General features: G+C 63.6%; 13 protein-coding genes. 9 read left to right on the top strand and 4 right to left on the bottom strand.

The window, feature by feature from the left end; genetic code table 11:
* The first annotated feature begins 7 nt into the window (after positions 1-7).
* Complete coding sequence (locus HV711_RS33375; RefSeq protein WP_341809878.1) at positions 8-556, top strand: DUF2345 domain-containing protein; 549 nt, start codon at positions 8-10, stop codon at positions 554-556.
* On the opposite strand, the gene HV711_RS02725 is transcribed toward HV711_RS33375, so the two are convergent.
* Positions 529-828, bottom strand: coding sequence for a DMT family transporter (locus tag HV711_RS02725; protein WP_244142627.1), 300 nt, complete (start codon positions 826-828; stop codon positions 529-531). The two genes, HV711_RS33375 and HV711_RS02725, sit on opposite strands and share 28 nt — an antisense overlap.
* A gap of 85 nt (positions 829-913) precedes the next feature.
* Entirely contained in the window at positions 914-2335 is a 1422-nt protein-coding gene (locus HV711_RS02720; protein WP_035476908.1) for a UbiA family prenyltransferase, read from the bottom strand.
* A gap of 235 nt (positions 2336-2570) precedes the next feature.
* Here HV711_RS02720 and HV711_RS02715 point away from each other — a divergent pair, with 235 nt between their 5' ends.
* The gene (locus HV711_RS02715) at positions 2571-2801 is read left to right on the top strand and encodes a hypothetical protein (RefSeq protein WP_035476909.1); all 231 of its coding nucleotides are present in this window, start codon (positions 2571-2573) and stop codon (positions 2799-2801) included.
* Between the two features lie 242 nt (positions 2802-3043).
* On the top strand, positions 3044-4063 hold the full coding sequence (locus tag HV711_RS02710; protein WP_035476912.1) for a fatty acid desaturase: 1020 nt from the start codon (positions 3044-3046) through the stop codon (positions 4061-4063).
* A 26-nt stretch (positions 4064-4089) separates the two neighbouring features.
* On the opposite strand, the gene HV711_RS02705 is transcribed toward HV711_RS02710, so the two are convergent.
* On the bottom strand, positions 4090-4782 hold the full coding sequence (locus HV711_RS02705) for an SDR family NAD(P)-dependent oxidoreductase (RefSeq protein ID WP_035476987.1): 693 nt from the start codon (positions 4780-4782) through the stop codon (positions 4090-4092).
* Positions 4783-4909: 127 nt separating this feature from the next.
* Here HV711_RS02705 and HV711_RS02700 point away from each other — a divergent pair, with 127 nt between their 5' ends.
* Positions 4910-5839: a LysR family transcriptional regulator gene (locus HV711_RS02700; RefSeq protein ID WP_035476913.1), complete on the top strand. Its 930-nt coding sequence runs from the start codon at positions 4910-4912 to the stop codon at positions 5837-5839.
* 98 nt (positions 5840-5937) lie between these two features.
* Here the strand turns inward: HV711_RS02700 and HV711_RS02695 are convergent, their stop codons facing one another.
* On the bottom strand, positions 5938-6891 hold the full coding sequence (locus HV711_RS02695; protein WP_014971986.1) for a LysR substrate-binding domain-containing protein: 954 nt from the start codon (positions 6889-6891) through the stop codon (positions 5938-5940).
* A gap of 158 nt (positions 6892-7049) precedes the next feature.
* On the opposite strand from HV711_RS02695, the gene HV711_RS02690 reads away from it, so the two are divergent.
* From HV711_RS02690 to HV711_RS02670, 5 genes are read left to right on the top strand one after another with little or no spacing between them, the layout of a single operon-like run.
* A complete protein-coding gene (locus tag HV711_RS02690; RefSeq protein WP_035476916.1) occupies positions 7050-8126 on the top strand; it encodes an ABC transporter substrate-binding protein in 1077 nt (358 codons plus the stop codon).
* 57 nt (positions 8127-8183) lie between these two features.
* A complete protein-coding gene (locus tag HV711_RS02685) occupies positions 8184-9263 on the top strand; it encodes an ABC transporter ATP-binding protein (protein ID WP_035476918.1) in 1080 nt (359 codons plus the stop codon).
* Entirely contained in the window at positions 9250-10122 is an 873-nt protein-coding gene (locus HV711_RS02680) for an ABC transporter permease (RefSeq protein WP_013590422.1), read from the top strand. Before HV711_RS02685 ends, HV711_RS02680 begins: the two co-directional genes overlap by 14 nt.
* A 15-nt stretch (positions 10123-10137) precedes the next feature.
* Positions 10138-10935: an ABC transporter permease gene (locus HV711_RS02675; protein ID WP_013590423.1), complete on the top strand. Its 798-nt coding sequence runs from the start codon at positions 10138-10140 to the stop codon at positions 10933-10935.
* The gene (locus HV711_RS02670) at positions 10932-12080 is read left to right on the top strand and encodes an NAD(P)/FAD-dependent oxidoreductase (protein ID WP_035476922.1); all 1149 of its coding nucleotides are present in this window, start codon (positions 10932-10934) and stop codon (positions 12078-12080) included. Before HV711_RS02675 ends, HV711_RS02670 begins: the two co-directional genes overlap by 4 nt.
* Positions 12081-12083 lie beyond the last annotated feature (3 nt).

The following is a 12083-nucleotide window of genomic DNA, read 5'->3' as shown; positions in this document are numbered from 1 at the left end:
CGGCGGCATGGCGTTCGTGACGCCGAAATCGATGCAGCATTCGGCGGGGCAGAACGTGATCGTTACGGCAGACCAGGACATGGACGTGAGCGTCGTCCAACGCTTGCGCATGGCGGTGGGCGGCATGATCTCGCTGTGCGCGCACAGGCTCGGCATCAATCTCACGGCGGCGAAGGGCAAGTTCACGGCCTCGGCTCTTACTGACGGCATGGAACTGTTCGCGAAGCAGCAGGTGCGCATGGCCAGCGAAAGTGCGGACGTGCAGGTGTCGGCGAAGTCGAAGATCGCGCTTAACAGCGGCGGGGCGTCACTTGAGATCGAGGGCGGCAACATGACGTTCCACTGTCCGGGCTCGTTCACCATCAAGGCGACCTCGTTCACGTTCGTTGGCCGAACTTGGCGCGCGCTTGTCGGCGTTTGTTCCATGCGGCTTGGCCAGCCCACTGATTTTATTGATTATGCAGTGTCAAACCATATTGTTCGTTCAGATGCATCGCAAGTACTTGAAAAAGCCCGGCCGGTCAGTATTCAAGGCCCAGCTTTGGCCGGCAGATAGAGCAGCAGCACACTTGCGAGAAGCAGCGCAGCGCCCAGCACGGTTCGAAGCGTCATGGCCTCGCCGGACACGACGCCGAACAGCAGGATCTCCAGGATAGTCACCGCAACCATCAGCGGATATGCCACGCTCAGTTCCACCCGCTTGAGCGCCAGCGCATAGAGCAGGAAGCCGGCACCATAGGCCGCTATCGCCGCTAGTCGATAAAGAGCAGGCCGGCCGCTTATTCCGAACAGCAGCGCGTGGTTGTCGACGCGCCCCGCGAGCCGCAAAAGGATACTCGCGAGAGCACTACACGTGCCGCTCAAAAACAGAAAGAAAAATGGCATGGTCCGATGGTGAGAGTCAGGGCGAAAGTCAGCTGGCCGCGACTACCGTCGCCACGCAAAGGCAAACCACAAGCAGACTAAGACGATTTCTCATGGTGAATACAATCGGGTCGTCGTGCATCTCCCCGCGAAACGCCAGCATCCACACACGGCTGATCCAGAAGAGCAGCAAGCCGAATAACAGCCATAGTGCGTGCGGGTGCCGATAAAGCAGGCGAACGTCGGAAGAATTCATATAGAGCGCGAGAACCAGCACGGCCACATAGCCCGAAGCCGTGCCGAACGACCGCAGAATAGCCATGTCTTGGGTGACATAGCCACGCCCCACCGCACAGACCTTCGCTTCGCGCAACAGCGCGTCCAGTTCGGCGTAGCGCTTGACCATAGCGAGGCTCAGGAAAATGAGGATCGAAAACATGATCAACCAGTCCGACAGCGGAATATCCCCCGCCGTGCCGCCCGCCACGACGCGCGCGGTGTAGAGCGCCGCGAGAACAAAGACGTCGATCAGCATGAACCGTTTCAGACTAAGCGAATAGGCGAGCGTGGTGGCGAAATAGCCGGCCAGCACGAGTTGAAACATAGGCTGTAACAACAGCGCAAAGCCCGCTGAGGCGACGATAAGCACGCTCCCCAGAAACATGCCGAACGCGAGAGATAACTGCCCCGACGCAAACGGCCGATTGCGCTTGTGCACGTGACGGCGGTCCGCGTCGAGATCAAGCATGTCATTGAGCAGATAGACCGCCGACGCGCAGAAACAGAAAGAAAAAAACGCAATGCTTTCGGCTTTGACCGTATCGGGTTCCGTAAAGCGATGTGAGGCGAGCAGCGGCACAAAAATCAGAAGGTTCTTGACCCACTGGTAAACGCGCATTTCCCTAACGGTAAGGCCAACGAGCGATCGCCGTTCTTCGAAGAACACCACCTTCTGATTCACGAGTTCTGCCGCTTCCGCAATCGGGCGGGTGCCCACGACGATAGCCCGTCTGCACTGTTTCCAAACCGGCACGTCGGACAGCGCGTTGCCGCAATAGTCGAAACCGCGCGGACCAAATTCCTCCGACAATGCGGACGCCTTGTTATTACCAGACAGATTGAACACTTCATTGCTCGCCAGAATTCCTTTGAAGAAACCGAAGTGCAACGCAATCTGCTCGGCGAACTTGCGGTTTGCGGCGGTGCATAGATACAGGTCCCTGCCGTAAGACCGCTCTTCCCGCAGGTATTCGATGAGGCGTGCGTTATAGGGGAGCAATGTCACATCGATCGCGACGCGTTGGGCAATCTGCTCTTTCAGATAAGCCTTGCCGCGAAACAGCCAGCCAATGCAGAACAGTGCATACAACGGGTTGCGCTTGACAAGTACGAGGAACGATTCGACGAGAAGGTCCGTGCTTGTCAGCGTGCCATCAAGGTCCACGCAAAGGGGTACGCTCGCTTGAGCCATCGTCACCTCGTGTTTAGCCGCCTGGATGCACAGATTGCACAGATCTCCCTCTTTGAGAATAGCCGCCCATCGCTCCCACTCTGTGCGGTAGGACACATTCGCGACTGCGTCGCAAATGCGAATCACTGCGCGCTCGTCGTGGGCTCTCACCAACAGTTAACGCCAGGAAGAGCGGCGGTGCAGGCGCGCCCTTTGCTCCGATGAAATCACCATTGCACTGGAACAGGAGCACGGCATGACAAACATTGCGTCAGATGAACGGGACGATCGCGGCAACCCATCGAAGAGCACCGGTGCTTCCGGCGGCGGGTCGTTCGGCAACCAGCGCGGCGCGCCGGTGACCGGCGGGGCGCCCGAAAATGGCGAGCGGGGCGCGGGGGACGTTCATCCACCAGAGCATGCAAACCAGGGCGGCAAACATGAGCATACGCAACCGGGGCATGAACAGGAGCAAGGCAAAACTTGACGGCCCTGTGCCGCGGCGGCCTCGCCGCGCGTGGCGCACTTGCGCCGCTCATTTGCGGCGCATCATTCCAAATTGCGACTCTTACGTGCAAAAATGGGAAGGCGTGCCCCGAGGCCATCGCAGGGAGTCAACGCACGCGCCCTTGCCATCCATGGCGCAATGCAATCCCGAACAAATTGGTTCTGCCGAAGCCGAATGGCCCGTAGCATCGGTCTGAAACACGGATTGGACCGATTCAGCCGATGGCGATTTACCTCGACGACACGCAGCGCAACGCAATCGCCACGCTCGCAAAGAGCCTCACATGGCGCACCCAGTGGCCCACATGGCTGCTGATCGTCGCAATCTACGGCGGATGGTTGAGCCTTGCCACGCATGCTCGCGAACTGGGCTTGCCGCTGACCACCGCCCTGCTCGCCGTGACAAGCACGTGGTACATGTCCTTGCAACACGAATTGCTCCACGGCCATCCCACACGCTGGCCGCGGCTGAATGCACTCTTTGGTTTCGCGCCTCTTGCGGTGTGGTTTCCGTACCGCGTGTATCGCGATTCGCATCTTCAGCATCACGACGATGCACACCTGACCGAGCCGGGGCACGATCCGGAAAGCTACTTCGTCGACAGAGAAATGTGGCAGCGCGCCGGCTGGGCGATGCGCGCGCTGCTCGCTTGCCGCAATACGCTGGCCGGCCGCCTGCTGCTGGGACCGGCATTTGCCATTGCTGCAACTGGCGTCGATGCACTGCGCAAGATCGGACACCGCGATTGGCGCGATGTCCCCGCATGGCTCGCACACTTCGCCGCGCTGGCCGCGCTCACCGCGTGGCTGCACTATGTTTGCTCACTTCCAGCCTGGCTCTTCATTCTCGGCGTGGGCTACGGGTCGCTGTCGCTTGGCTCCATTCGCTCATTCCGCGAGCATCGCGCGGCGCATGCGTGCGAGCACCGCACGGTGATCAATGAGGTGGGGGTGTTCTGGCGGCTGCTGTACCTGAACAACAACTTTCATCTCGTCCACCATGACTTGCCGCATGTGCCATGGTTCGCACTACGGACCGTCTATGAGGCGTCCCGCGAGCAGTACATCGCACGCTCGGGAGGTTTTCTCGTCGCGGGTTATGGCGAATGGCTCACGCGCTACGCGTTCACTGCGGCCGAGAATCCGGTGCATGACAGGCCGGGCCATTCGGCTCCTGTATCAGACGCAAGTGGCACGTATGCACGCCATACGCTGTTCACCGATACATCGCCTGAAGGCTAAAGCGAATGCCCGTTCCGGTCAGCCCTTCACCACGGCACGACTCGCCCAAGGTAATCGAGGTAGTGCAATCCGGAGCGGCCCTCGTAAGCCTCCATCGTAGCGAGCAGGTTGGGAATGCTCTCTTCGATGCTCAGGCGGGCTTCCGGACCGCCCATGTCCGTGCGCACCCAGCCCGGCGCCATCAATAACAAGGTTCGCGGATCATCGGCGTGACGTGCCGCGAAGCTGCGCATGAACATGTTGAGCGCGGCCTTGCTGCCGCGATAAACCTCGTAGTTCCCATTCACGTTGTTCGTCAGGCTGCCCTGCCCGGAGGACATAACGCCGATGGTGCCGCTCGGCTTAACGAGGTCATGGAACGCCTCGACTACCCGCATCGGACTCAGCGAATTGGTCACCATGACACGAACGAACTCGTCGGTGGAGACGTCCGCTATCGTTTCGCGGTCATCGTTCTTGACGCCTGCGTTCACGAACAGCACGTCCAGCCGACGGCCGGCGAGGCGAGCGCGCAAGTCCGCCACCTGCTGTGCAACGGTGATGTCCAGCACCTCGACTTCGAGTGCGCCTCGAAGTTCGCACAGCCTCTGCGTGGAATGGGCGCGCGCGGTTGCGATCACACGCCAGCCGCGTTTCAGGTATTCCTCGGCCATGGCGAGGCCAAGACCACGCGATGCACCAATGAGAAGGACGGTTTTCTGCGGAGGGTTAGCTTCCATGATCTGATCCTGTGAATGACTCGACCAGGAAAATATAGCGGCGCGCGAGCCCTGCCGGAAGGCGCGCCACATGCATTGATAACCTGCATCGAACGCCTCGTCCCGTGCGCCGATGTTACGATCAGGCATGCCCGAAATCGACCTGAACCTGCTGATTGCGCTCGAAACACTGCTCGACGATGGAAGCGTGGCCGGCGCTGCCCGCCGCCTCGGGTTAAGCGCATCCGCAATGAGCCGGACGCTCGCGCGGCTTCGCGCCACAACCGGCGACCCGTTGCTGGTTCGCGCGGGCCGCGAGATGGTGTTGACGCCGTATGCCGAGGCGATTCGCGAGCGCACGCGAAATGCGCTTCATGAAGCGCGGGCGGTGCTGCGTCCGTCGCGGACCGAGCCGGATTTGTCGACACTGCGGCACACCTTCACCATTCGAGCGAACGACGGGTTCGTCGAAGCTTTCGGTTCGGCGCTGATCGAGGCGGCAACGAAGCTCGCGCCGCATGTGCGCTTGCGCTTCACATCGAAAGCGGAAAAAAATGCGACGCCTCTGCGCGACGGTTCCGTGGACCTCGAAATCGGCGTGCTCGGCAACATGGGCCCCGAAGTACGGTTACAGGCGCTTTTCCGCGATCGTTTCGTGGGCGTGGTGAGAAAAGGTCATCCTCTCGAACGTGAAGGCGCGATAACGCCCGAACGGTACGTCGCCTTTGATCACGTCGTCGCTTCGCGGCGCTCGGGCGCGACCGGCCCCGTCGACGACGCGTTGGCGGCTCTCGGTCTCGAACGACGCATCGTCGCAGTGGTTCCGGGCTTTCCCGCCGCGCTCGCGGTCGCCCGCACGTCCGACCTCGTTGCGCTCGTGCCCGCCTCGTTCGTGAGCGCGCAGACGGCTTACCGCGAAGGAGCTGCAAGCGCCGGCATCCATGCATTCGAACTGCCTGTCGCAACGCAAGAGATCACCGTCTCGCAGATGTGGCATCCGCGTCTGGACATCGATCCGCTTCATCGTTGGCTCAGGCAGCTCGTGCTGTCGGTATGTCGGCGGGAGGTGCCGTCGTAGTGTGTCGAATGTGAAAAGGTCGTCATGATTGCCCGAATTGCCCGACGGCTCCCGTGGGCGGCGCGGCGCAGCGCCGCGCAGGGCAAGCGCCACGCGAATCACGCCCCAACCCGCTGCTTGACCCGCCCGCGGGCCGCCGTGTTGCGTACCGGCGGCGCCATTTCCGCGAGTAGTTCGTCGTGCAAACCGCGCAACACCTCCACGAACGCGGAAGCCAGCCGTTCGCGCGGCCGGTGCGGCGGAAACAGCAAATAGGTCTGAAAGCGCGTGGCCGGCACGAACGGGCGAATCGCAATGTCAGGGCCCGCATAGTCACGGGCGACGATCGGATGCGCGAGCGTCACGCCCATGCCGTGCCGCACCATCTCGCAGCACATGGCCGTGTATTGCGCCTCGATCGCGAGGATGCGCTGCACGCCCGCACGCAGGAACACTTCGTCCATCAGCGCGCGCGTGCCGTCGCCGTGACACAGTGAGATGAACGACTCGCCTTCCAGATCCTCGGGCTTGATGCTGCGCTTTGCAGCGAGCCGATGGGCGGCCGGCATCACGCATACCGCGGCCACGTCGGAGAGCTGTTCGACTTCGCAATCCGAAGCCTCGCTCACATACACCGCCACGCCCAGATCGCAGAACTGCGACGCCGTCCAATGATTGACGGTGGCCGACGTGTTCACATGCAGCGACACGGTCACCTCGGGAAACAACTCGACGAAGCGTTTGATCGCATGCGGCACGAGCGTCATGCCCGCCGACGGCATGGCCGCAATGCGCAAGCGGCCGCTGCCGAGGTTGCGAATCTGCGCGGCCGCATTCGCAAGACCCTGCAAACCGACGAAAGCCCGTTCGACCTCGCGAAAGAACGCCTCGCCCTCGCTCGTCGGAATGAGCCGCACGCCGCTGCGCTGAAAGAGCTGCAGTCCCGTGTCGCGCTCCAGTTGCGCGATGAGGCGGCTCACGTTCGGTTGCGACGTAAAGAGCGCCTTGGCCGCGGCGGTCATCGACCCCGACACCATCACCGCGCGAAACGCCTCGATGTGCTTGAGATTCATGCGTATTTTCCCCAGGAAGTGCCCGGCCAATCCATATCATCCAGGTATGGATAGGTATTTTATTCGTATTGGACGACATGACCAGCCGGGGCGACACTGCATGACACCTGACGGGCAGCGAAGCCCGCCCCCACACCCTGGAACTGGAGATCGTCGTCATGAAAAGAGCGCTGCATCGCCGCCTGTTCGCCCCGTCTGCCCCGTCCTTCGCTGTTATCGCGGCCGTTTCGCTTGCCGCCAGCCTTGCCGCGCCGCTCGTGGCAGAGGCCGAGACGACGCTCTATGTCGCCAATGTCGGCGGCTCCAACGAGCAGCTCTACCGGCAGAAGATCATTCCGCCGTTCGAAAAGGCGCACAACGTGAAGATCGTCTACGTCGCGGGCAATTCGAGCGACACGCTCGCGAAGCTGCAGGCGCAAAAGGGACACCAGCAGATCAACGTCGCGGTGATGGACGACGGTCCCATGTATCAGGCGATGCAGCTGAACCTGTGCGCGAAGCTCGACGGCGCACCCGTCATGAAAGACGTCTACCCGCTCGCGAAACTGGGTCCGAGCGCGATCGGCGTGGGCATGGTCGCGACGGGTATCGGCTACAACGAAGAAGCGTTCAAGAAAGCCGGCCTGCCGCCGCCCGATTCGTGGAAAGCGCTCACCGACAGCCGCATCAAAGGCAAACTGGGCGTCCCGCCGATCACCAACACCTACGGCCTGCACACGCTCGTGATGCTCGCGCGTCTCGCTGGCGGCGGCGAAAAGAACATCGACCCCGGCTTCACCGCGATGACCAAACAGGTCGCGCCGAATGTGCTCTCCTGGGCGCCGACGCCCGGCGAAATGGACGGCCAGATGCAAGCCGGCGACGTGATTCTCGCGCCCTACGGCAGCGGCCGCGCGGTCGCCCTGCAGAACACCGGCTTTCCGCTCAAGTTTGTCTATCCGAAGGAAGGCGCGGTCGCGTTGCAGGTCGCCGCCTGCGTGGTGGCCGAAAACGCGCAGCCGCAGCTCTCGCAGCAGTTCGTCCAGTACCTGTTGAGTCCGGAGGTGCAGGCGTTGCAGGCGCAGGGCATCGGCCTCGGCCCGGTCAACAGGACCGTCAAGCTCACGCCCGAGATCGCCGCGCGCGTGCCGTATGGGCCCGAGCAGATCTCGAAGCTCACGGCGATGGACTGGGCGACGATCAACCAGCATCGCACCGAATGGACCGAGCGCTGGAATCGCTCCGTCGAGCGCTAACGTGCGGCACCGGCAAGTTTCTCGCGCGGCGCGCGATCCGATGAAGGAGCAAGGCGCATGGCTTTCCTGACGCTGCAAGGCATTTCGAAACGCTACGGCGATTTCACGGCAATCGAGCAGCTCGATCTCGACGTCGAACGCGGCGAACTGCTCGCGCTGCTCGGCCCGTCCGGCTGCGGCAAGACGACCACGCTGCAGATGGTGGCCGGTTTCGTCTCGCCGACCACGGGCCGGATCCTGCTCGACGGCCGCGACATCACGAACGAACGCCCGGAAAAGCGCGGCATCGGCGTGGTGTTTCAAAGCTACGCGCTCTTTCCGCACATGACGGTGGCGGGCAACGTCGGCTTCGGGCTGGAAATGCGCAAAGTGAGGCGCCAGGAACGCGAGCAGCGCGTTGCCGAAGCGCTCTCGCTCGTGCGCCTGAAGGGCCTCGGGCATCGCTATCCGAAGGAGCTGTCGGGCGGCCAGCGGCAGCGCGTGGCGATTGCGCGCGCCATCGCCATGGAACCCGAACTGCTGCTGCTCGACGAGCCGATGTCGAATCTCGACGCCAAGCTGCGCGAGGAAATGCACATCGAGCTGCGCGCGATCCAGAAGCGTCTGGGCATCACGACGATTCTCGTCACGCACGATCAGGTCGAGGCGATGACGATGAGCGATCGCATCGCCGTCATGCATCGCGGCGTCATCGCGCAACTGAGCACGCCCTACGACGCCTACGAGCGCCCCGCCACGCCCTTCGCGTCGACATTTCTCGGCCGCACCAACACGCTGACCGGCGAAGTGCTGCGCCGCAATCCGCGCTGCGCCGAAGTCGCCGTCGCGGGTAAGACGCTGCATGTGCCGCATGAAGGCCGCGAAGTGGACGGCGCAGTGCACGTCTATATTCGCCCGGAAAAAGTGCATCTCGCCGATGGCGATGCCCGCGTGCGCGGGCGCATCGCGACGCGGGTGTTCGTCGGCAATCAATGGCTGCTCGAAGTGGAGACCGAACTCGGCAAACTGCGCGTCGCGCAGCCGAACCTCGGCGCGCCGCCGCCCGCCGAGGGCCACGAAGTCGGCCTCGCATGGACCGACGACGACCTGCGCGTGCTCACGCAAGACCGCCGGGAGGGCGCGCATGGCCACGCTTGACGACGACCGCCCCGGCGCCGCGCCATGGCTGCTGTCGGGGCCTGCGCTGCTGCTTTTCGCCGGCCTGCTGCTGGTGCCGCTTCTGCTGACGTTGATGCTGTCGTTCCGCGTGTTCAGCGACACCGCGGGCGTCACGTCCGCCTACACGCTCACGAACTACTGGCAGGTGGTGAGCGACCCGTACTACGGCACGATCTTTCTGCGCACCGCGGGGCTCGCCTTCGCCGTGACGCTGCTGTCCATCGTGCTCGGCGTGCCCGAGACCATCGTGCTCGCGCGCATGAAACGCCCGTGGCAGTCGCTGTGCCTGCTGATCGTGCTCGGACCGCTGCTGATTTCGGTCGTGGTGCGCACGCTCGGCTGGCAGATTCTGCTCGGCAACAACGGCGTGCTCAACAATGTGCTGCAGTGGCTGCACATCACCGACGAGCCCATCCGTCTCGTCTTCACGATGACCGGCATGATCATCGCGCTCACGCACGTATTGGTGCCCTTCATGGTGATGTCGGTCTGGGCGACCATGCAAAAGCTCGACCCGCAGGTGGAATGGGCCGGCCGCTCGCTCGGCGGCTCGCCGTTCGCGGTGTTCCGCCGCGTGGTGCTGCCGCAGATCATGCCAGGCGTCCTGTCGGGTTCGATCATCGTGTTCGCGCTGTCGGCGTCGGCGTTCGCCACGCCGGCGCTGATTGGCGGACGGCGCCTGAAGGTGGTGGCCACCGCCGCCTACGACGAGTTCCTCGGCACGCTCAACTGGCCGCTCGGCGCGAGCATCGCGGTACTGCTGCTGATCGCCAACGTGGCGATCGTGATGGGCTGCAACCGTCTCGCCGAACGCCGCTTCCGGCACATCTTCGATTAAGCGAAGGAGAGCGAAATGAAACAGAACGGCATGGCCGGCCTCATCTATAACGCGTTCTTCCTGAGCTTCATTCTCGCCCCGCTCGTGGTCGTGATGCTCGTCGCGTTCACCGACAAGGGCTTTATTTCGATGCCTTTCGACGGCGCCTCGCTGCGCTGGTTCCGCGCGATCCTCGAGAACGGCGACATCGTCGCGGCGTTCTGGCTATCGGTGCGGCTCGCCTTTGCGGCGGCGACCATCGGCGTGCTGCTCGCGGTGCCCGCCGCGCTCGCCATTGCGCGCTATCGTTTCCCGGGCCGCGCCGCGCTCACGAGCTTCTTTCTCTCGCCGATGATGATCCCCGCCGTGGTGCTCGGCATCGCGTTCCTGCGCTTTCTGTCGCTGCTGCATCTGTCGGGATCGTTCTGGTCGCTCGTTTGCGCCCACGTGGTCATCGTGCTGCCGTATGCGCTGCGTCTCGCGCTTTCATCGGCCGTCGGGCTCGATCGCGATGCAGAGCGCGCCGCGCTGTCATGTGGCGCGAGCCGTTTCACGGCCTTTCGCCGCGTCGTGCTGCCGATGATCCGCACCGGCGTCGCGGGCGGCTGGGTGCTCTCGTTCATCCAGAGTTTCGACGAACTAACCATGACCATTTTCGTCGCGACGCCCGGCACTACCACCCTGCCCGTCGCCATGTACAACCAGATCGCGCAGACGATCGACCCGCTCGTCGCCTCGGTGTCGGCGGTGCTGATCGTCGGCACGGTCCTGCTGATGGTCCTGCTCGACCGCATGGTCGGACTCGACCGTATCCTGATCGGAGAAGCCCAATGACGCTTTCACGCACCGCCGACTCGGGCGCGCTCGCGGATGTGATCGTGGTGGGCGGCGGCCTCGTCGGTTCCGCCGTCGCCTACGGACTCGCCCGCGAAGGCGCGCGCGTGACCGTGCTCGACGAGGACGACGGCGGCTTTCGCGCCTCGCGCGGCAATTTCGGCCTCGTGTGGATTCAGGGCAAAGGCTACGGCCTGTCGCCGTATGCACGCTGGTCGCGCAGCTCGGCGACGCGCTGGCCCCAGTTCGCGGAGGCACTGCTCGATGAATCGGGCGTCGACGTAGCGCTCAAACAGCCCGGCGGCTTTCATTTCTGCTTCAACGACGACGAACTCGCCGAGCGCGACAAGCGCCTCTCCACCTTGCGTGCGGAACTGGGCGACTACCCGTTCCAGATGCTCGATGCCGCCGACGTACGCGCGCGCATTCCGCAGATCGGGCCCGCCGTGATCGGCGCGAGCTATACGCCGATGGACGGCCACGTGAACCCGCTCAAGCTGCTGCGCGCGCTGCACACGGCAATGCAGGCGCGCGGCGTGCGGCTCGTATCGGCCGAACGGGCACTCGGTATCGAGCCGCAGGGACACGGCTTCATGGTGCGCGGCAAACTCGGCACGTATCGCGCTGCGAAAGTCGTGCTCGCCGCGGGACTGGGCAATCGCGCGCTCGCGCCGTTCGTCGGACTGAACGCGCCGGTCGCGCCCAATCGCGGGCAGGTGCTGGTGAGCGAGCGCGTCGCGCCGTTCCTTCACTACCCCACGCTCAACGTGCGCCAGACCGACGAAGGTACCGTGCAGTTCGGCGATTCGATGGAAGAAGCCGGCTTCGACGATTTCACCACGACGCACGTGCTGGCCGACATCGCCCGGCGCGGCGTGCGCGCGTTCCCGATGCTGCGGCACGTGCGGCTCGTGCGCATGTGGGCGGCGCTGCGCGTCTATAGCCCGGATGGCTTTCCCATCTACGACCAGTCGCAAGCGCATCCTGGCGCATTCGTGGTCACGTGCCACAGCGGCGTGACGCTCGCCGCCGCGCACGCGCTGCGCGTCGCGCCCTGGATCATGGGCGCGCGCATGCCCGACGAACTGCCCACCTTCTCCGCGCAACGCTTCGAGCGTGCAGCGCAACTGACTCCTGCTCATTGAACC

This window comes from Paraburkholderia phenoliruptrix (genome assembly GCF_902859825.1).
GTDB classification, from domain to species: domain Bacteria; phylum Pseudomonadota; class Gammaproteobacteria; order Burkholderiales; family Burkholderiaceae; genus Paraburkholderia; species Paraburkholderia phenoliruptrix.
The sequence above is the reverse complement of the archived record's forward strand: the minus strand, read 5'-3'. Positions and strand labels throughout refer to the sequence as shown.